General features: G+C 71.6%; 16 protein-coding genes. 6 read left to right on the top strand and 10 right to left on the bottom strand.

Translation table 11 applies throughout. From position 1 onward, the window contains the following. The first annotated feature begins 116 nt into the window (after positions 1-116). Positions 117-569, top strand: a complete 453-nt coding sequence (locus EJC51_RS35665) for an ATP-binding protein (protein ID WP_126274809.1) — start codon at positions 117-119, stop codon at positions 567-569. Here EJC51_RS35665 and EJC51_RS35660 read toward each other — a convergent pair. The 3 genes from EJC51_RS35660 to EJC51_RS35650 form a co-directional block, all read right to left on the bottom strand. Beyond that, complete coding sequence (locus tag EJC51_RS35660; protein WP_126274808.1) at positions 529-1,965, bottom strand: amino acid permease; 1,437 nt, start codon at positions 1,963-1,965, stop codon at positions 529-531. The two genes, EJC51_RS35665 and EJC51_RS35660, sit on opposite strands and share 41 nt — an antisense overlap. 128 nt (positions 1,966-2,093) lie before the next feature. Further along, positions 2,094-3,101 (bottom strand): ornithine carbamoyltransferase, encoded by a 1,008-nt coding sequence (gene argF / locus EJC51_RS35655; RefSeq protein ID WP_126274807.1) that lies wholly within the window; start codon positions 3,099-3,101, stop codon positions 2,094-2,096. Between the two features lie 61 nt (positions 3,102-3,162). After that, positions 3,163-4,386 carry an arginine deiminase gene (locus EJC51_RS35650; protein ID WP_126274806.1) on the bottom strand — a complete coding sequence of 408 codons (1,224 nt, stop codon included), beginning with the start codon at positions 4,384-4,386 and terminating at the stop codon, positions 3,163-3,165. 119 nt (positions 4,387-4,505) lie between these two features. Here EJC51_RS35650 and EJC51_RS35645 point away from each other — a divergent pair, with 119 nt between their 5' ends. Together EJC51_RS35645 and EJC51_RS35640 are read left to right on the top strand one after the other, a co-directional pair. Continuing rightward, a complete protein-coding gene (locus tag EJC51_RS35645; RefSeq protein WP_126274805.1) occupies positions 4,506-5,678 on the top strand; it encodes an SPFH domain-containing protein in 1,173 nt (390 codons plus the stop codon). After that, positions 5,675-6,565, top strand: a complete 891-nt coding sequence (locus EJC51_RS35640) for an NAD(+)/NADH kinase (RefSeq protein WP_126274804.1) — start codon at positions 5,675-5,677, stop codon at positions 6,563-6,565. Before EJC51_RS35645 ends, EJC51_RS35640 begins: the two co-directional genes overlap by 4 nt. A 25-nt stretch (positions 6,566-6,590) precedes the next feature. Here EJC51_RS35640 and EJC51_RS35635 read toward each other — a convergent pair whose 3' ends face one another. Continuing rightward, positions 6,591-9,137, bottom strand: coding sequence for a polynucleotide kinase-phosphatase (locus tag EJC51_RS35635; protein ID WP_126274803.1), 2,547 nt, complete (start codon positions 9,135-9,137; stop codon positions 6,591-6,593). Beyond that, entirely contained in the window at positions 9,134-10,597 is a 1,464-nt protein-coding gene (locus tag EJC51_RS35630) for a 3' terminal RNA ribose 2'-O-methyltransferase Hen1 (protein WP_126274802.1), read from the bottom strand. The genes EJC51_RS35635 and EJC51_RS35630 overlap by 4 nt, the downstream gene beginning before the upstream one ends. Before the next feature lie 95 nt (positions 10,598-10,692). Here EJC51_RS35630 and EJC51_RS35625 point away from each other — a divergent pair, with 95 nt between their 5' ends. Then, positions 10,693-11,493: an SAM-dependent methyltransferase gene (locus EJC51_RS35625; RefSeq protein WP_126274801.1), complete on the top strand. Its 801-nt coding sequence runs from the start codon at positions 10,693-10,695 to the stop codon at positions 11,491-11,493. A gap of 51 nt (positions 11,494-11,544) precedes the next feature. Here the strand turns inward: EJC51_RS35625 and EJC51_RS35620 are convergent, their stop codons facing one another. Then, positions 11,545-12,468, bottom strand: coding sequence for an LLM class F420-dependent oxidoreductase (locus EJC51_RS35620; RefSeq protein WP_126274800.1), 924 nt, complete (start codon positions 12,466-12,468; stop codon positions 11,545-11,547). A 236-nt stretch (positions 12,469-12,704) separates the two neighbouring features. On the opposite strand from EJC51_RS35620, the gene EJC51_RS47925 reads away from it, so the two are divergent. Beyond that, on the top strand, positions 12,705-12,869 hold the full coding sequence (locus EJC51_RS47925) for a hypothetical protein (protein WP_165951269.1): 165 nt from the start codon (positions 12,705-12,707) through the stop codon (positions 12,867-12,869). A gap of 108 nt (positions 12,870-12,977) precedes the next feature. On the opposite strand, the gene EJC51_RS35615 is transcribed toward EJC51_RS47925, so the two are convergent. The 4 genes from EJC51_RS35615 to EJC51_RS35600 all read right to left on the bottom strand — a co-directional run bounded on the left by EJC51_RS35615 (position 12,978) and on the right by EJC51_RS35600 (position 15,836). Continuing rightward, positions 12,978-13,448: a DUF6099 family protein gene (locus tag EJC51_RS35615; protein ID WP_126274799.1), complete on the bottom strand. Its 471-nt coding sequence runs from the start codon at positions 13,446-13,448 to the stop codon at positions 12,978-12,980. A gap of 219 nt (positions 13,449-13,667) precedes the next feature. Further along, complete coding sequence (locus EJC51_RS35610; RefSeq protein WP_126274798.1) at positions 13,668-13,994, bottom strand: nucleotide pyrophosphohydrolase; 327 nt, start codon at positions 13,992-13,994, stop codon at positions 13,668-13,670. Next, on the bottom strand, positions 13,991-15,241 hold the full coding sequence (locus tag EJC51_RS35605) for an AAA family ATPase (protein ID WP_166682934.1): 1,251 nt from the start codon (positions 15,239-15,241) through the stop codon (positions 13,991-13,993). The genes EJC51_RS35610 and EJC51_RS35605 overlap by 4 nt, the downstream gene beginning before the upstream one ends. 205 nt (positions 15,242-15,446) lie before the next feature. After that, on the bottom strand, positions 15,447-15,836 hold the full coding sequence (locus EJC51_RS35600) for a cell division protein SepF (protein ID WP_207924828.1): 390 nt from the start codon (positions 15,834-15,836) through the stop codon (positions 15,447-15,449). Positions 15,837-16,066: 230 nt separating this feature from the next. On the opposite strand from EJC51_RS35600, the gene EJC51_RS35595 reads away from it, so the two are divergent. Then, a complete protein-coding gene (locus EJC51_RS35595) occupies positions 16,067-20,119 on the top strand; it encodes a bifunctional nitrate reductase/sulfite reductase flavoprotein subunit alpha (protein ID WP_244362981.1) in 4,053 nt (1,350 codons plus the stop codon). Positions 20,120-20,201 lie beyond the last annotated feature (82 nt).

Raw genomic sequence — 20,201 nt, 5'->3', positions numbered from 1 at the left:
GTTGTCAGGGGTAAGCCGCCCGGTAGCGGGGCCGAAGGTCCCGCGCGGTGCCCGTCGGACGCCTCTGCCGGTCGGCGCCGTACCATTCATAAGGTTGAAAGCAGGACTGCCTGCTCATGAACGGAACCGCCTTGCAAGAACGCCCCTCAGCCTCCGCCTCCTGGCGTATCGCGCTGCCGCACTCCGCCGCGGCGGTGCCCGTGGCGCGTGCGCTGGTGCGGACGGCGCTCGCCGATCTGGAGCACGGGGCCGACTGTGACACCGCTGAGCTGCTGACGGCCGAGCTGGTCGCGAACGCCGTCGAGCACACCGCCGGGGACTCCCCGATAGAGCTGGTCGTGGAGCTGCTGCCCCATGGCTGCCAGGTCGAGGTCCATGACCCGGACCCGGCGCCGCCCGGCGATCTGACCCGTCCGCACGGCGGGGAACCCGACCCCTGGCAGGAGCACGGACGCGGGCTGCTGCTGATCCGCGCCCTCAGCTCGTCCTGCGGGCACCGCCCCACCGAGTCCGGCAAGGCGGTGTGGTTCAGACTGCCAGTGGTTCCGCCGCAGTGGCGTCCGGCGTGAGTGCGGCCTGCCCGCCGAGCCTCGAGTTCCGGCGGCCGTAACCGACGTAGAGCAGGAATCCGACCGCCAGGAACACCGCGAACTGGATCCAGGTCGTCCAGCCGGTCTCGTACATCAGGTACAGGCAGAAGCCGATGCCCAGCAGCGGGACGAAGGGGTAGAGCGGCACCCGGAAGGTGCGGGCGAGGGCCGGTTCCGTGCGGCGCAGGGCGATGACCGCGATGTTGACGACCGCCATGACGGCGAGCGTGCCGATGGTGCACAGGTTGACCACCGCGTCGAGGGACGCGAAGGCCGCCGGGACGGCGAAGACGGCCGCGACGATCAGGGTGCCGGCGACGGGTGTGGCGGTCTTCGGGGAGACCTTCTCGAAGACGCGCGGGATCAGCCCGTCGCGGGACATGGACATCAGGATGCGGGTCTGGCCGTACATCACGGCCAGGACGACCGAGGCGATGGCGACGACCGCGCCGAAGGCGATGACCCCGCCGCCGACCGACGAGCCCGTGACCTCGTTGACGACGTACGACAGGGCGGCCGGGCGGCCGCCGACCTCGTCGCCGCCGATGGCACCGATCGCGGCGAGGGCGACCGCGCAGTACAGCAGGGTGACCAGGCCGATGCAGACGAGGATCGCGACCGGGATGTCCCGGCGGGGGTTCTTCGCCTCCTCGCCGGCCGTGGTGATCGCGTCGAAGCCGATGTACGAGAAGAACGCGGCCGTGGTGCCCGCGCCGATGCCGCCGAGGCCGGCCGGGGAGAAGGGCGTGAGGTTGCCGTCCTTGAAGGCGGTGAACCCGATGGCGCAGAAGGCGACGAGGATCGCGAGCTTCAGCACCGCCATCGCGGCGGTCGCGCGGGCGCTCTCGCGGACGCCGCGCACGAGCAGCACCGAGGCGAGCGCGATCACGATCACGGCGGGCAGATTGATCACGCCGCCGTCGCCGGGGCCGGCGGACAGGTCGGCCGGGAGCTGCCGTCCGAGGAGGCTGTCGAGGAGCTCGTTGACGTACTGGCTCCAGCCGACCGCCACGGCCGACACGGAGACGCCGTACTCCAGGAGCAGACACCAGCCGACCAGGAAGGCGGTGCGCTCGCCGAGACCGGCGTAGGCGAAGGAGTACGACGATCCCGAGACCGGGATCGCGCCGCCCAGCTCGGCGAAGGCGAACGCGGTGAAGACGCAGGTGATCGCGGCGAGGACGAAGGAGACGACGACGGCCGGGCCCGCCTGGGCCACCGAGTCGGACAGTCCGACGAAGATGCCGGTACCGACGATCGCGCCGAGACCGAAGCAGATCAGCTGGAACAGGCCCATCGTGCGACGGAGGCCGTGGCCCTCGCGGTCGGTGCCTGATTCGGCGAGCAGCAGGGCGGGGGACTTTCTGCGGGGCATGCGGGTGGTGCTCGTTTCTGGTGGTGCGGGGTGCGACGGGGTGGTGTCGCGGACGGCGGCCTCGGAAGGGGTGGCTCCGGGCCGCCGGACAGCATAAGGCCTGCGTAAGGCCCTCTTTTCCAGCCTGTTCAGGCCAGCGTCGCCACCAGGACCGCCTTGATCGTGTGCAGCCGGTTCTCCGCCTCGTCGAAGACGACCGAGTGGGCGGACTCGAAGACCTCGTCGGTCACTTCCAGGGAGTCCAGGCCGTGCGCGTCGTAGATCTCCTGGCCCACCTTCGTGCCCAGGTCGTGGAAGGCCGGCAGGCAGTGCATGAACTTCACGTCCGGGTTGCCGGTGGCGCGCAGCACGTCCATCGTCACGGCGTACGGCTTCAGCGCGGCGATCCGCTCGTCCCAGACCGACTTGGGCTCGCCCATGGACACCCAGACGTCCGTGACGACGAAGTCGGCGCCGAGGACACCGTCGTCCAGGGACTCGGTGAGGGTGATGCGGGCCCCGCTGTCCACGGCGAGCTGGCGGGCGCGTTCCACGACGTCCTGGGCGGGCCAGTAGGACTTCGGGGCGACGATCCGGATGTCCATGCCGAGCAGGGCGCCGGTGATCAGGTAGGAGTTGCCCATGTTGAAGCGGGCGTCGCCGAGGTAGGCGAAGGCGATCTCCTTGACCGGCTTGAGGCTGTGCTCGGTCATCGTGAGCACGTCGGCGAGCATCTGGGTGGGGTGCCAGTCGTCGGTGAGGCCGTTGTAGACGGGGACGCCGGCGTACGCGGCGAGCTCCTCGACCTTCTGCTGGCTGTCCCCGCGGTACTCGATGCCGTCGTACATCCGGCCCAGCACGCGCGCGGTGTCCCGTACGGACTCCTTGTGACCGATCTGCGAGCCCGACGGGTCGAGGTACGTCGTCGAGGCGCCCTGGTCGGCGGCGGCGACCTCGAACGCGCAGCGGGTGCGCGTCGAGGTCTTCTCGAAGATCAGCGCGATGTTCCTGCCCTGGAGGTGGCGCGTCTCGGTCCCGGACTTCTTGGCGGCCTTCAGCTCGGCGGCCAGCGTGACGAGACCGAGGAATTCCTCCGCCGTGAAGTCCAGCTCCTTGAGGAAGTGACGCCCGGCGAGGGCAGTGGGGACAGTCGCCATGGGGCGCTCCAGAGGTGATACCGGACAGGGACCTTGGAAGTCTATACGACGATCGGCATTTCTATACAGGCGCCCGCTCCACCGGACAGCTCATACAGCGCGGCCCCCCTCTCCCCCGCCCCAGCTCGCTGCCGGGGATCTCGATGACCTCGATGCCCTGCTTGCGGAGGTGGGTGTTGGTGGTGGCGTTGCGTTCGTAGGCGACGACGACGCCGGGCTCGACGGCGAGGACGTTGCAGCCGTCGTCCCACTGCTCGCGCTCGGCGGCGTGGACGTCCTGGGTGGCGGTCAGCACCCGGATCTCGCTGAGTCCCAGCGCGGCGGCGATCGCGCGGTGCATGTGCTCCGGCGGATGGTCGGTGACCTTCAACTCCTTGTCGCCGACGCCCGGTTCGATGGTGTAGGAGCGGAGCATGCCGAGCCCGGCGTACTGGGTGAAGGTATCGCCGTCGACCATCGTCATCACGGTGTCGAGGTGCATGAAGGCGCGCCGCTTGGGCATGTCGAGCGCCACGATCGTCTGCGCCGAGCCGGCCGCGAACAGCTTGTGCGCGAGCATCTCGACGGCCTGCGGGGTGGTGCGCTCGCTCATGCCGATGAGGACGGCGCCGTTGCCGATGACGAGGACGTCCCCGCCCTCGATGGTGGACGGGTAGTCGGCCTGGCCCTCGCTCCAGATGCGGAACGTCTCGTCACGGAAGAGGGGGTGGTGCCGGTAGATCGCCTCGAAGTGGACCGTCTCGCGCTGCCGGGCGGGCCAGCGCATGGCGTTGACGGAGACGCCGTCGTAGATCCAGGCGGAGGTGTCGCGGGTGAAGAGGTGGTTGGGCAGGGGGGCGAGGAGGAAGTCGTCGAGGTCCATGACATGGAAGCGGACGGAGACCGGCTCCTCGTGCGCGTCGAGGAACTCCCGCTTGGTCATGCCGCCGACCAGCGCCTCGGCGAGCTCGGGGGCGGGCAGCGTCGCGAAGGCGGCACGCAGATGGTCGGTGGCGAGGACGCCGTACTCCTTCTCGTCGAAGACCCGGTCCAGGACGAGGGTGCGGGCCGCCGGGATCGCGAGGGCCTCGGTGAGCAGGTCGCCGAAGAGGTGGACGGTGACCCCGCGGTCGCGGAGCACGTCCGCGAACCCGTCGTGCTCGGCGCGCGCCCGGCGCACCCAGAGCACGTCGTCGAAGAGGAGGGCGTCCTTGTTGCTGGGGGTGAGCCTTTTGAGCTCGAGATCCGGCCGGTGCAGGATGACGCGGCGCAGCCGCCCGGCCTCGGAGTCGACATGGAATCCCATGCCTCCATCCTGACCACCGGCGACCGTATTCACCCCCTCCTTGACCACTTCCCTTTCTCGTCCTCTTGACGATAAACGCGCCCCACGGTTATCGTCTTCTAGACGACAAGGGGGCTCTCGTGGCCGACATCACCCGGCGCCTGGGCTGGCGCCATCTCCGTGGCGCGCCGACCGCGCACATCCGGCACCACCGCGGCGGAAAGCTGCTGCACGACGGGCCCGGGCTGAGCTTCTGGTTCCGTGCGCTGACCGCGGCCCTCTCCGAAGTGCCGGTCGACGACCGGGAGTTGGCGATGACCTTCCATGCCCGTACGTCCGACTTCCAGGACGTGACGGTGCAGTCGACGGTCACCTACCGGATCAGCGACCCGGCCCTCGCCGCCGCCCGCCTCGACTTCTCGGTCGACCCCGACACGGGCGCCTGGCGCGGCACACCGCTGGAACAGCTCGGCACCCTGCTCACCGAGACCGCCCAGCAGCACGCCCTTGACGTCCTCGCCCGTACGTCGTTGTCGGCGGCGCTGGTGGACGGGGTGACGGCGGTACGGGAGCGGGTCGCGGCGGGCCTGGCGGCGGAACCGCGGCTGCCGGCCACGGGCATCGAGGTGGTCGCGGTCCGGGTCGTGGCCCTGCGTCCGGAGCCGGAGGTGGAGCGGGCCCTGCGCACCCCGGCCCGGGAGCAGATCCAGCAGGAGGCCGACCGGGCGACCTACGAACGGCGGGCGGTGGCGGTCGAGCGGGAGCGCACGATCGCCGAGAACGAACTGGCCAGTCAGATCGAACTCGCCCGGCGCGAGGAGCAGTTGGTCGATCAACGCGGCACGAACGCCCGCCGCGAGGCCGAGGAACACGCGGCGGCGGACGCGGTACGGGCCGGGGCGGAAGCGGCCCGGTCGGTGAAGCTGGCGGAGGCCGAGGCGGCACGGTCCGTGAAGCTCGCGGAGGCCGAGGCGGCACGGTCCGTGAAGCTCGCGGAGGCGGAGGCCGCGCGGTCGGTGAAGCTGGGCGAGGCGGAGGCGGCCCGGTCGCTGAAGCTCGCGGAGGCCGAGGCGGCGCGGTCCGTGCAGTTGGCTCGCGCCGAGGCCGAGGGGGTGCGTGAGGTGGGTGCGGCGCGGGCCCAGGCGCAGGAGGCGTGGCTGCGGGTGCACGCCGACGTCGACGTGGCGACCCTGCACGCCCTCACCGGCACCCGGCTCGCGGAGAACCTGCCGCACATCGACAGCGTCACCATCTCGCCGGACGTCCTGACCGGCCTGCTCGCCCGGCTCGGCACCCCGCGGGACCCGGCGTGAGCCTCGCCCCGAGGGTCGTCCTGGTCCACCGCACCACGGAGTACGAGGAGTTGGTGGCCCACCACGGCACCCACGGCCAAGCCGCGTTCTTCCTCTCCTCCCGCGGGCGGGACATCGAGGAACTGGCGGACCGTCACCGCCGTACCCGCGCCGCGCTGGCGGAGGTGACGGCGGCGATCCCGCTGACCTGGCGGCAGAGCCGGGTGGAGCGGCGGGACCTGGACCGCTTCCTGTTCGCGCCGGAGGACGTGGTGGTCGTGGTCGGCCAGGACGGCCTGGTCGCGAACGTTGCCAAGTACCTCGCCGGGCAACCCGTGTTGGGCGTGGACAGCGATCCCGGCCGCAACCCCGGTGTGCTGGTACGGCACCGGCCCTCGGAGGTCGCGCGGCTGCTGGCGGTCGCGGACCGTGAGGTCGACGAGCTGACGATGGTGGAGGCCGTGGCCGATGACACCCAGCGGCTGCTCGCCCTCAACGAGATCTATCTGGGCGCCGCCGGTCACCAGACCGCCCGCTACCGCCTGGGCCTCGACGACGACGGGGGTGCCGTCGAGGCCCAGGCCTCCTCCGGGGTGCTGGTGGGCACGGGGACGGGCGCGACCGGCTGGCTGCGGTCGGTGTGGCGGGAGCGGGGCGCGCAGCTGCGGCTCCCGGGCCCCGCCGAGGAACGTCTGCTGTGGTTCGTGCGCGAGGCATGGCCCTCGCCCGCCACCGGTACGTCCCTGGTGGCGGGCGAGTTGACGGCCGCCGCCCGGCTCCGCCTCACGGTCGAGTCCGAGCGGCTGATCGCGTTCGGGGACGGCATGGAGGGCGACGCGCTGGAACTGACGTGGGGGCAGTCGGTACGGGTGGGGGTGTGCCGGGAGCGGCTGCGGCTGGTGGGGTGACCGGGCCCCGGAGGGCCCGGTCCGGTCACAGCCGCGGGTCCACCGGCTCCGACTCCAGGGCCAGCACCCCGAACACCGCCTCGTGCACCCGCCACAGCGGCTCGCCCTCGGCCAGCCGGTCCAGCGCCTCCAGACCGAGCGCGTACTCGCGGATCGCGAGCGAGCGCTTGTGGTTCAGGAAGCGTCCGCGCAGGCGGGCGAGGTTCTCCGGCCGGGTGTACTCCGGACCGTAGATGATCCGCAGGTACTCCCGGCCCCGGCACTTGATGCCGGGCTGCACCAGCCGCCCCTCGCCGCTGCGCACGACCGCGCCCAGCGGCTTGACGACCATGCCCTCGCCGCCGCGACCGGTCATCTCCAGCCACCAGTCGACGCCCGCCCGGACCGACTCGGGGTCGGCCGTGTCGACGTACAGGCGTCGGGTGGTCTGGAGCAGACCGGTGCCGTCGTGCTCCACCAGCCGGTCGAGGAGGGCCAGTTGCTCGTCGTGCGGGAGGCCGGTGAGGCTGCGGCCCTGGACCGCCAGGATCTGGAACGGTGCCAGGCGGACGCCGTCCAGGCCGTCCGTGGTCCAGCAGTAGCGGCGGTACGCCTCCGTGAACGCGGCCGCGTCCGAGGCCCTCGCGCGCTGCCGGTCCAGCAGCTCACCGACCTCGACGCCGCGCGCCGCGGCGCCTTCAAGAGCGGCGACCACACCCGGGAACACCGCCCCGGACGCGGCGCCGACAGCGGCGTACTGCGAGCGCAGCAACCCCGACGCCTTCAGTGACCACGGCATCAGCTCGGCGTCCAACAGCAGCCAGTCGGTGTCGAGTTCGGCCCACAGCCCGGCCTCGTCGACCGCCGCGCGCACCCGCCCGAGGATCTCCTCGGTCACCGACCCGTCGTCGAAGAACGGTCGGCCGGTGCGGGTGTAGAGCGAACCGGTCGGCCCGTCGACACCGAAGCGCTTGCGCGCCGCCTCCGCGTCCCGGCACACCAGCGCCACCGCCCGCGAACCCATGTGCTTCTCCTCGCACACGACTCGCGGGACCCCGTCCTCGGCGTACTGCCTGAACGCCTCGGCCGGGTGCTCCAGGTAACCGTCGATGTGGCTGGTCGCCGTCGGCGCCATGGTCGGCGGGAGGTACGGCAGCAGCCGCGGGTCCACCGCGAACCGGCTCATGACCTCCAGCGCCGCCGCCGCGTTCTCCTCCCGGATGGCGACGCGGCCCTGGTGCCGGGTCTCGACGACCCGTCGCCCCTGCACGTCCGCGAGGTCCAGCGGCCGCCCGTCCTGACCGCCCGGCGCCTCCGACTTCAGCGGCTTGGTCGGCTCGTACCAGACCCGCTCCGCCGGTACGTCGACCAGCTCGCGCTCCGGCCAGCGCAGCGCCGTGAGCTTGCCGCCGAAGACGGCACCGGTGTCCAGGCAGATGGTGTTGTTGAGCCAACTGGCCTCCGGAACCGGGGTGTGACCGTAAACAACGGCCGCCCGGCCTCGGTAGTCCTCCGCCCACGGGTAGCGCACCGGCAGCCCGAACTCGTCGGTCTCGCCGGTGGTGTCGCCGTACAGCGCATGCGAACGCACCCGCCCCGAGGTACGGCCGTGGTACTTCTCCGGCAGACCGGCGTGACAGACCACAAGCCGGCCGCCGTCGAGGACGTAGTGGCTGACGAGCCCGTCGATGAACTCCCGTACCTCGGCACGGAACTCGTCCGACTCGGTCTCCATCTGCTCGATCGTCTCGGCGAGTCCGTGGGTGTGCTGGACGTTGCGGCCCTTGAGGTAACGGCCGTACTTGTTCTCGTGGTTGCCCGGCACGCACAGGGCGTTGCCCGACTTCACCATCGACATCACGCGGCGCAGCACACCGGGGCTGTCCGGGCCGCGGTCGACGAGGTCGCCGACGAAGACCGCGGTACGGCCCTCCGGGTGGACGCCGTCGGCATAGCCCAACTTGCCGAGCAGAGACTCCAGTTCGCTCGCGCAGCCGTGGATGTCGCCGACGATGTCGAAGGGGCCGGTGAGGTGGGTGAGGTCGTTGAACCGCTTCTCGGTGACGACGGTGGCGTTCTCGACCTCCTCGACGCCCCGCAGGACGTGCACCTTGCGGAAGCCCTCGCGCTCCAAGTGCCGCAGGGAGCGGCGGAGTTCGCGGATGTGCCGCTTGATGACCCGGACCGGCATGTCGGCGCGGTCGGTACGGCCCGTGTTGCGCTCGGCGCAGACCTCCTCCGGCACGTCCAGCACGATCGCGATGGGCAGCACGTCGTGCTTCCTGGCCAGGTCGATCAGCTGCTTGCGGGCGTCCGACTGCACGCTGGTGGCGTCCACGACGGTGCGCCGGCCGGCGGCGAGCCGCTTGCCGGCGATGTAGTGGAGCACGTCGAAGGCGTCCTTCGTCGCGCTCTGGTCGTTCTCGTCGTCGGAGACCAGGCCGCGGCAGAAGTCCGAGGAGAGCACCTCGGTGGGCTTGAAGTGCCTGCGGGCGAAGGTGGACTTGCCGGAGCCGGAGGCGCCGACGAGGACGACGAGGGAGAGGTCGGTGACGGACAGCACGCGCCCCTTGGTCTGGTTCTCGGTGCTCATGCCGCCTTCGCCTCCTTCTCGGTCCTGATCACGAACACTGCCATCTGCGTGGGCGGACCCACCTCGGGGTCGTCCGGTCCGACCGGTACGAACTCCACGTCGTACCCGTGCCGTTCGGCCACCGCCCCCGCCCAGGCGCGGAACTCCTCCCGCGTCCACTCGAAGCGGTGGTCGCCGTGCCGGACGTGGCCGGCCGGGAGGGACTCCCAGCGGACGTTGTACTCGACGTTGGGAGTCGTCACGAGGACGGTCCTCGGGCGCGCGGCGCCGAACACCGCGTACTCCAGGGCGGGCAGCCGCGGCAGGTCGAGGTGCTCGATGACCTCGCTGAGCACGGCGGCGTCGTAGCCCGCCAGACGCTTGTCGGTGTAGGCCAGCGAACCCTGGACGAGCTTGACGCGCGAGGCCTGCCGCTCCCCCATGCGGTCCAGCTTCAGCCGCCGGGAGGCGATGGTGAGCGCGCGCATCGACACGTCGACGCCCACGATCTCGGTGAACCGCACGTCCTTGAGCAGCGCCTGCACCAACTGCCCCTGTCCGCACCCGAGATCGAGCACGCGCGCGGCACCGGACGCCTGGAGCGCGGCGATGATCGCGTCCCGCCGCTGCACGGCGAGCGGTGTCGGCCTCGCCTCCTCCTCGGTCTCGGCCTCGACGGCGTTGTCGATCTCCTCGACCTCGCTGTCGTCGGACTCGGCGAGGCGCACCAGCTCCAGTCGCTCCATGGCCTGCCGGGTCAGCGACCAACGCCGCGAGAGGTAGCGGCTGGTGATGAGCTTCTGCTCCGGGTGCTCGGGCAGCCAGCCCTCACCGGCGCGCAGCAGCTTGTCGACCTCGTCGTCGGAGACCCAGTAGTGCTTGGCGTCGTCGAGGACCGGGAGCAGGACGTACAGGTGCCGCAGCGCCTCGGCGAGGGTCAGCGTGGCGGACTCCAGTTCGAGGCGGACGTAGCGCGAGTCGCCCCACTCGGGGAACTGCGGGTCCAGCGCGACGGGTTCGACGACGACCGTCCACCCCAGCGGCTCGAAGAGCCGTCGTACGAGTGCGGGGCCGCCCCTGGCCGGCAGCGCGGGCACCTCGATGCGCAGCGGCAGCGGCTGCGTGGCCCGCTCGGGGCGGGCGGTGCACACACCGCGCATGGCGCTGGAGAAGACACCGCTGAGGGCCACGGCGAGCAGCGAAGAGGCCGCGTACGGACGGTCGTTGACGTACTGCGCGAGCGCCGCGTCGGGAGCCCCGCCGCGCCCCTTGCCCTTCCCCTTGCGCACCAGCGCCACGGCATCGACCTCCAGCATCAGCGCCGCAGTGCACCGCTCGGGCCGCGCCTCGGGGTAGAGGACGTGCGCCTTGCCGTACGAGGTGGAGAACGCCTGCGCCTTCTCGGGATGCTTGTGGAGCAGGTAGCCGAGGTCGGTGGCGGGGCGGTCCGGGGTGCCGGTGGTGGTGATCGAAAGGAACACGGGCGGGCCTCAAGTAGGGTCTGAACTGCTGATATGCACACCGTACAGACCGGACATCGGCAGCACTCGGGAATTATTCGCCCTGGAGGCCCCACGTGACAGACACCGGATCGGGCGCGGACCGCTTGGACACGAGCAAGCCCCACTCGGCCCGTATGTACGACTACTTCCTCGGCGGCAAGGACAACTACCCCGTCGACGTGGCCGCCGCCGAGCAGGTGACGACCCTCTTCCCCGCGGTGAGCGCGATGGCTCGGACCAACCGCGCCTTCATGCACCGCGCGTCCCGGCTGCTGGCCGAGCGGGGTGTCCGTCAGTTCCTCGACATCGGCACCGGGATCCCGACCCGGCCGAACCTCCACCAGATCGTGCAGGGGATCGCCCCCGAGGCCCGGGTGGTGTACGCGGACAACGACCCGATCGTCCTGCGGCACGCGGAGGCGCTGCTGCACAGCACGCCGGAGGGGCGGACGGCGTACGTCCAGGGCGACGTACGGGAGCCGGGGAAGATCATCGCGGCGGCACGGGAGACGCTGGACTTCACCCAGCCGATCGCGCTGTCGCTGGTGGCGCTGCTGCACCTGGTGGGGGACGAGGACACACCGGGCCTGATCCTGCGCCGGCTGCTGCGGCCGCTGCCGCCCGGCAGTTACGTCACGCTCTCCCACGCGACCGGCGACTTCGATCCGGAGACCTGGGAGCGGGTGGTGGAGGTGTACCGCAAGGGCGGCACCGCGGCCCAGGTGCGCTCCCGCGCCGAGTTCTCCGCATTCTTCACGGGCCTCGAACTCCTCGACCCCGGCGTGGTGTTGGCCGCCGAGTGGCACCCCGAGCTCGGGGAACGGGTGGGCGGTACGGAGATTCCGCTGTACGTGGGGATCGGCCGCAAGCCGTGACGTGGGACCGTCCGGTGGAGGACGTGTTCCACCGGACGGTCACCACGGCGCTCAACCCAGCTGCGACTGCACCTGAGAGGCGATGAGCTCCAGGTGCTCCAGGTCGTCCAGGTCGAGGAGCTGGAGGTACAGACGCCGCGAGCCGATCTCCTGGTACCGGCCGATCTTGTCGACGACCTCGGCCGGGGAGCCCGCCAGGCCGTTGGCCTTCAGCTCCGGCACCTCGCGGCCGATCGCGGCGGCGCGGCGGGCGACCTCCTGGTCGTCCTTGCCGACGCAGACGACGAGGGCGTTGGAACAGACGAGGGCGTCGGCCCCGCGGCCGGCCTCCTCGGCGGCGGCGCGGACCCGGCCGAACTGGCGCTCACTGTCCTCGACGGAGGCGAACGGCATGTTGAACTCGTCGGCGTACTTCGCGGCCAGCCTCGGGGTACGGGTCGGGCCGTGGCCGCCGACGAGGACCGGGATCTTCTCCTGGGCGGGCTTGGGGAGGGCGGGCGAGTCGGTCAGGTCGTAGTACGTGCCGTGGAAGTCGAAGGTGTCGCCGAGCTTGGTCTCCCACAGGCCGGTGACGATGGCCAGCTGCTCCTCCAGGCGGCCGAACTTCTCCTTCGGGAACGGGATGCCGTACGCCTGGTGCTCCTCCTCGAACCAGCCCGCGCCGAGGCCGAGTTCGACGCGGCCACCGGACATCTGGTCGACCTGCGCGACCTGGATGGCGAGCACACCGGGCAGCCGGAAGGTGCCGGCGGTCATCAGGGTGCCGAGGCGGATGCGCTTGGTCTCACGAGCGAGTCCGGCGAGGGTGATCCAGGCGTCGGTGGGGCCGGGGAGGCCGTCGACGGACCCCATCTTCAGATAGTGGTCGCTGCGAAAAAACGCGTCGAAGCCAAGATCCTCGGTGGCCTTGGCGACGGTGAGAAGGGTGTCGTAGGTCGCGCCCTGCTGGGGCTCGGTGAAGATGCGAAGATCCATACCTCCATCCTGCACGCTGCCGTCCAGGTCAACCTCACTGGTACCTCCCACCCCGCCCCGCCCCGGTCGGGTGAAATCCGTCAATGTGGTGCACGGGGGTCGGCCGGGCCAGTGACCCGGTGGAGGTGATGATCGTTGCTCGGGCGGAGCCGGACCGACCGGCGCCCGCGCCGGCCGGTCAGCGCCGGGCGTCAAGGTGTCGGCCTCCCGTGGGGGCCTGGGCCGAGGAGGCCGTCATGTCCGAAGAATCCGTCCCGCAGCAAGGTGGCGAAGCCGGCCGGCCGAAGGGCTTGTTGCAGCAGATGGAGGAGCTGATGGCGGCCCTCAACGCGGACCTCTCCGCCCTGGACGCGGACCTCCAGTCGGCGGGGCGGGGGGCCGAGGAGACCGAGGCCAAGTAGCGCTTCGGCGGGGGCTGAGCGGATCGCCCCGCAGGCGATCGGCGGCGGTGCTCCGGTGCCGTCGGCGAGCGGGGGCGGATCAGCGCCACGGGGCCGCGCCGACTGCCCTCACCCCGCCTCCCGTTCCGGTATCACCTGATCTCCCTCCGCCAGCTTGCGCAGCATGTCGCGGACGCGGTCCCGGGATTCGTCGGCCGCGTCGATCGCCTCCATGCACTGCCAGTACGTGCCCTCGTCGTCCGCCGCGCAGGCGAGGCCCACCAGGGCTATCCCCACCTCGCCGAGGAGGCCGCCGAGGTAGACGAGGGCCTGGCGGGCGTCGCCCAGTTCGGTGAGCTGGGCGGCACGGAGGTCGGCGGTCTCGAGGTCGGGGCGGTCCAGGACCCCGCAGCCCCGGCCCGCCAGCTCCGTCAACCCGAGGGCCTCGCCCCTCAGTCGGGGCGGTCCGAAGACCGCGAGTCTGCTTCCTATCGCCTGCGCCAGAGCCTGCGCCTGCCAGACCTCCGTCAGGATCTGCGGCGCGTCTCCGCTCCCCGCGAGGGCACGCCTGCTCGTCACGATGAGCCGCACCGCGTCCATGCCCTGCCCCCGTCCGTCCCGACACGCCTCGGCGCCCGTCCGCCCGAACTCCCTTGTCCACTACCCAGAGTGAAGGCCATCGAGACGAAAAGCCAGAGGAAGGCGGAAATCTGTGGACAACGAATCGATTTCGGGCCGGAATTTGACTGCGGAGAGTGAAAACGGACCGAGCGGCTCCCGGCGGCGACCGCACACACCGTCGCGCTCGCTCCCACGCCCTCACGGCGCCGGAAACCTCCGCTCGTTCCGGTCGATCTTCGCGTCCAGCGCCGCCAGCGGATCGATCCCCAGCACCTCGCACAGTTGCAGCAGATACGCGAGAACGTCGGCGACCTCGTCCGTGACCCGGTGCGCGGTGCCGGCGTCGTCCATGACCCGCGCGGACTCCTCCGGCGTCAACCACTGGAAGATCTCCACCAGTTCGGAAGCCTCCACGCTGAGCGCGGCGACGAGGTTCTTGGGGGTGTGGTACGGCTGCCAGTTCCGCGCGGCCGCGAACTCGGCCAACCTGCGCTGCAACCCCGCCACATCGAGATGCTCTGTCACGGCTCCAGGTGTACCACCGTGATCCCGTCCGTCCCCGCGGCCCAGCTCGCGTCGGCCGTCGTCCCCAGCAACCGGATGTGACCCCGTTCGCACATCCGGGCCGCCAGCCCCAGCAGTTCGGCCCGTTGCCGCGGGTCCAGTCGCCGGTCGACGTCGTCGGCGAGGACCGTCAGTGCCTGCATCGCCGCGGGCACCTCACCGGCGGGGTCGACCTCCAGCACCCCGGGCCCGGTGAACAGCACCAGGGCGAGGGCGAGATACCTCAACTCCCCGTCGCCCAGTCGCCCGAGCGCCGTACGCACACCGTCGCCGCGGTCGAGCACCCCCCGCACCGTGCCGTCACCGAGCGGCTCGGCCAGCACGTCCGCCACCGGCCCCGCGCAGCCCTCACGTACGGCCGAGACGAACTGCGCATGCCGCCGACCGCACTCCGCGCGGGTGCGTGCCAGCACGTCGGCGAGGTTGTCGCAGCCTCCGAGGAGCCGCCCGGAGCCGATCGGGACGGGCAGCCGCATCCGGTCGGGGCGCGGATCGCAGGCGAACACCGACCGCAGGGCGACCACCATCTGCTCGGCGGCGGCGAGCACCTGCCGCTGCCCGTCGGTCTTGCCCGCGACGCGTAACGGGAGCAGCGCGGTGCCGAGCCGGTCGTCGGGCAGCGGGGCCCGGGTCACCGGCGTGGCACCGGCGGTGTGCCAGGCGGCCTGCACGGCACGGCGTGCGGGGTCGCGCAGCGCGGTCTCCAGCAGGACGAGGCCGCCGGACGTCAGCCGCTCGCCGACGATCCGCAGGTCGGGCTCGGCCTGGACGGCGACGTCGAGTCGTACCGGACCCTCGGGACCGTCCGCCGTACAGCCGATCCGGAAGCCGCGCCGCCGCTGGGCGTCGGGCCGGGCCCGCTCCGGCACCCAGGCCCGCGGGTCGGTGAAGACCTCGCCGAGCTCGGCCCCGGCGCCGAGCCGGGCCAGCGCCTCGTACGCCCGCAGCGCGCTCGTCTTGCCGCTGCCGCTGGGTCCGGCGAGCAGGGTGAACGGCCCCAGCGGGAAGGCCGCGCCGCGGTGCGAGGCGAAGGCGGAGAGCCGCAGCTCGGTGAGATGGGGGCGGAGCAAGCGGTGGTCACTGGACGCCGGGAACTCCGGGAACGCCGAGGAGGTTTCCGCGTGCCGCGCCCGTCCTTGCGACGGCACGACGGGATCGGCGGACACCACCGGCACGGAACACGCTGAGAACGCTGAGGGCACGGCCATATCCGGACCGTAGGACTCCGATCCCGGCCGAACCGTTCCTCCCACCCACGCTTCCTACGATCGAGGGACCGCGCCGCCCCGGAACACCCTGCTCACCCTTCCGCGCCCCGGCCACCTCGGGGCACCTTGCTCGCCCTCTCCGTGACCGGTCGCCGCAGAGCGCTCCGCTCATACCTCCGTGACCGGCCGCCTCAGAACGCCCCGCTCACACCCCCGAAGCCCCAGCCCCCTCCATCAACCCGCTCACCTCGGTGCCGGGCGGGGTCAGCAGGAACACGTTCCGGTCGACCCGGTGCATCCCGCTGGACAGGCCGAACACGACGCCCGTGCTGAAGTCGAGGACCCGCTTGGCGGTCTCGCCCTCCGCGCCGGTCAGGTCCAGCAGCACCGGAATGCCCGCCATGAGCGTCTCGGCGACCTCGCGGGCGTCCCCGAACACATTGACCCGGAGCACGACGAAGCGGCGGCGCGGCTCCGTGGGCGCCTCCGACATGGCCCGGTGGTCCACCGCGGACGGCCAGGCGTCCCGGCCCCGCAACGGAACGACCTGGGCGAGCCCTTCCCACTGTTCATCGGTGACGTCGTGGCTGTTCACCGGCTCCCCCCGAAATCGCTCGCCTTCATTGCCTGCACCAGCCAATTCTTACGCCAAGTCACCCGTTCGGCCCAACAGCGACACGGACCGCCACCGTCACACCCCCTCACATCGGGCCACGGAGCGCTGTGTGGCCGACGTAACCCCTCATGATCAAGCCGTGTGACACCGGCGTAATGGGCGATTCGTACGCTCTCGGGCATGAGCAGTCCGCCGAGGAAGGGCAGCGTGTGACCCCCACCACCCCCACGTCCCAGGTGCGCTCGGTCTGCTCCTACTGCGGGGTGGGCTGCGGGATCGTGCTGGACATCGGGAGGGGGCCGGACGGCCGCCGTACCGTCCTGAAGGCCACCGGCGACAAGGCGCACCCGGCGAACGCGGGGCGGCTGTGCACCAAGGGCGCCACCACGGCCGAGATGCTCGCCGCGCCGGGCCGGCTGACCACCGCGCTGGTCAGGGACGAGCGGGGCGAGGAGCCGGTGCCCGCCCCGATGGCGGACGCGGTCTCCGAGACCGCGCGCAGGCTCCGGCAGATCATCGACACGCACGGTCCGGACGCCGTCGCCTTCTATGTCTCCGGGCAGATGAGCCTGGAGGCCCAGTACCTGGCGAACAAGCTCGCCAAGGGGTTCGTGCGGACGAACCAGATCGAGTCGAACTCCCGGCTGTGCATGGCGAGCGCCGGGGCCGGCTACAAGCTGTCGCTGGGCGCCGACGGGCCGCCGGGGTCGTACGAGGACTTCGACCGGGCCGATGTCTTCTTCGTCATCGGCTCCAACATGGCCGACTGCCACCCGATCCTCTTCCTGCGGATGATGGAGCGGGTCAAGGCGGGCGCCAAGCTGATCGTCGTGGATCCGAGGCGTACCGCGACCGCGGCGAAGGCCGATCTGTTCCTCCAGGTCAAGCCGGGCACCGACCTCGCCCTCCTCAACGGTCTGCTGCACCTGCTGCTCGCGAACGGCCACACCGACCCCGACTTCATCGCCGCGCACACCGAGGGCTGGGACGCGATGCCCGAGTTCCTCGCCGGCTACGCGCCCGCGACCGTCGCGGAGATCACGGGCCTGGCCGAGGACGACCTGCGCACCGCCGCCCGGCTGATCGGCTCGGCCGGTGAGTGGATGAGCCTGTGGACCATGGGCCTCAACCAGTCCACGCACGGCACCTGGAACACCAACGCCCTGGTCAACCTCCATCTCGCGACGGGGGCCATCTGCCGTCCCGGTTCCGGCCCGTTCTCCCTCACCGGGCAGCCCAACGCCATGGGCGGCCGCGAGATGGGCTACATGGGCCCGGGCCTCCCCGGCCAGCGGTCGGTCCTCGTCGACGCCGAGCGTGCGTTCATCGAGGACCTCTGGGAGCTGCCGCCGGGCACCGTCCGCAAGGACGGCGTGGGCAAGGGCACCGTCGAGATGTTCCGGAAGATGGCCGACGGCGAGATCAAGGCCTGCTGGATCATCTGCACCAACCCGGTCGCCTCGGTCGCCAACCGCCGTACCGTCATCGAGGGCCTGGAGGCCGCCGAGTTCGTCGTCGCGCAGGACGTGTTCACCGACACGGAGACCAACGCGTACGCCGACGTCGTCCTGCCGGGCGCGATGTGGACCGAGGGCGAGGGCGTCTTCGTCAACAGCGAGCGCAACCTCACCCTCACCGCCCCCGTCGCCGACCCGCCCGGCGAGGCGATGGCGGACTGGCGGATCATCGCGGCCGTCGCCCGGGAGATGGGGTACGAGAAGGGCTTCTCGTACGACAGCGCCGAGCAGGTCTTCGAGGAGATCCGCCGCGCCTGGAACCCCGTCACGGGCTGGGACCTGCGCGGGGTGACCTACGAGCGGCTGCGCTCCACCCCCGTGCAGTGGCCGGCCGCCGCCGAGGACGGCCCCGCCCGCAACCCGATCCGCTACGTCGAGAACGGCGAGCTCCGCTTCCCGACGCCGACCGGCCGTGCCGTCTTCCACGCCCGCCCGCATCTCCCGCCCGCCGAGATGCCGGACGACGACTACCCGTTCGTGCTCAACACCGGCCGGGTGCAGCACCAGTGGCACACGCTGACCAAGACCGGCAAGGTCGCCAAGCTCAACAAGCTGAACCCCGGGCCGTTCGTGGAGCTGCACCCCGAGGACGCGCGGGCGCTCGGCATCGCCGACGGCGACGGGGTGGAGGTGGCCTCGCGGCGCGGCCGGGCGGTGCTGCCCGCATTGGTCACCGACCGGGTCCGGCCGGGGTGCGTGTTCGCGCCGTTCCACTGGAACGACCTGTTCGGCGAGTATCTGAGCGTCAACGCGGTGACCGGCGACGCCGTCGACCCGATCTCCTTCCAGCCCGAGTTCAAGGTGTGCGCGGTGGCGCTGGCGAAGGTCCACGAGCCCCACGCGCCGGCCCTCGTGGCCCCTTCGGACGTGATCGTCCCCACCTCCGTCACCCCGGGCGCCGCCCCCTTCGGCCTGGCCCCTGCCCCGCCGCCCGTCCTCAGCGCGCGGGAGCGCCTCTACCTCACCGGCTTCCTCGCGGGCATCGGCTCCGGCGCCCCCGGCGTCCCCGTGCTCCCGCCGGACGCGCCCTTCAGCCCGGACCACGCGCTGTGGGTGAACGGCGTCCTCGCCGGCATGTACTCGCGCTCGGCGTCGGCGCCCCAGGAGGCATCCCAGGGGGCTCCCGAGGAGCAGCGTCCCGGCCGGGAGATCGTGGTGCTGTGGGCGTCGCAGACCGGCACCGCGGAGGACTTCGCCGGCGCGGTCGCCGACCGGCTCGCCGCCAGCGGCCACCGGGCCACGCTCGTCGGCATGGCCGACACCGACCCCGGCACCCTGCCGAAGGGCGCCGATCTGCTGCTCGTCACCAGCACCTTCGGCGACGGCGACGCCCCCGACAACGGCTCCGGCTTCTGGGAGTCGCTGGCCGCCGAGCAGGCCCCGCGCCTGGACGGCGTCCGGTACTCGGTGCTGGCGTTCGGCGACTCGTCGTACGACGACTTCTGCGGTCATGGCCGCCGTCTGGACGCCCGCCTGGACGAACTGGGCGCGGTCCGTCTCGCCCCGCGCACGGACTGCGAACCGGACTACGAGCCGACCGCGGGCGCCTGGCTGGACCAGGTGCTGTCCGCGCTGGGCACCACCGAGGCACCGCAACAGGCGCCCCCGCGACCGAGGGCACGCACGGCCAGGCCCGCCCCCACCAGGGCCCGCCTCGTCGGCAACCGGCTGCTGAGCCTGCCCGGCGCGAACAAGGAGGTGCGGCGGTTCACCTTCGACACCACCGGCACACCCCTCACCTACGAGGCAGGCGACGCACTCGGCGTCCGCCCGGTCAACTCCCCCGCCCTGGTGGAGGAATGGCTGGCGGCGACCGGAATCGACGGCTCAACGCCCGTCTCCGTACCCGGAGTCGACGAACTCCCCTTCACCGAAGCCCTGCACCGCCACCTGGACATCACCCGCATCACCCCGGACTTCCTCCGCTTCGTCGCCGAACACACCCGTGACGACCGGGAGTTGCGCCGCCTGCTGCGCCCCGACAACAAGGACGGCCTGGCGCAGTGGAGCTGGGGCCGTCAGATGGTCGACGTCCTGGCCGAGCACCCGGTCCGGGCGGACGCGGCCGACTGGGCGACGGTGCTCAGGACACTGCAACCCCGGCTGTACTCCATATCGTCGAGCCCGCTGGCCGACCCGCAGCTGATCTCGCTGACCGTCTCCGTGGTCCGGTACGAGAACCGGCACGGCACTCCGCGCGGCGGGGTCTGCTCGCCGTTCCTCGCGGACGCGGCCCCCGACACCGAGGTGCCGGTCTTCGTGCAGCCCTCCCCGCACTTCCGCCCGCCCACCGACGCGACCACGCCCATGATCATGGTGGGCCCCGGCACGGGTGTCGCCCCGTTCGTGGGCTTCCTCCAGGAGCGCCGCGCGCTCGGCCACCGCGCCCCGAACTGGCTGTTCTTCGGCGAGCAGCACCGCGCCAGCGACTTCTACTACGAGGACGAGCTGACCGGGTTCCTGGCCGAGGGCACCCTCGCCCGCCTCGACACCGCCTTCTCCCGCGACCAGCGCCAGAAGCTGTACGTCCAGGACCGGATGCGCGAACACGGCCCCGAGCTGTGGCGATGGCTCCAGGACGGCGCCCACTTCTCCGTCTGCGGCGACGCCTCCCGGATGGCGAAGGACGTGGACCGGGCCCTCAGGGACATCGCGGTCACCCACGGCGGCCTGACCGAGGACGAGGCGACGGCGTACGTGAAGCAGCTGGCCGCGGCCAAGCGATATGTACGGGATGTCTACTGACCACACTTTTTTACCGATCTCACACCGGACTCTTCACCTCCACCACCACCCCCCTCACCGGGCCCGATTACGTTCTCGTGCC

Source organism: Streptomyces aquilus (assembly GCF_003955715.1).
Lineage (GTDB): Bacteria > Actinomycetota > Actinomycetes > Streptomycetales > Streptomycetaceae > Streptomyces > Streptomyces aquilus.
The sequence above is the reverse complement of the archived record's forward strand: the minus strand, read 5'-3'. Positions and strand labels throughout refer to the sequence as shown.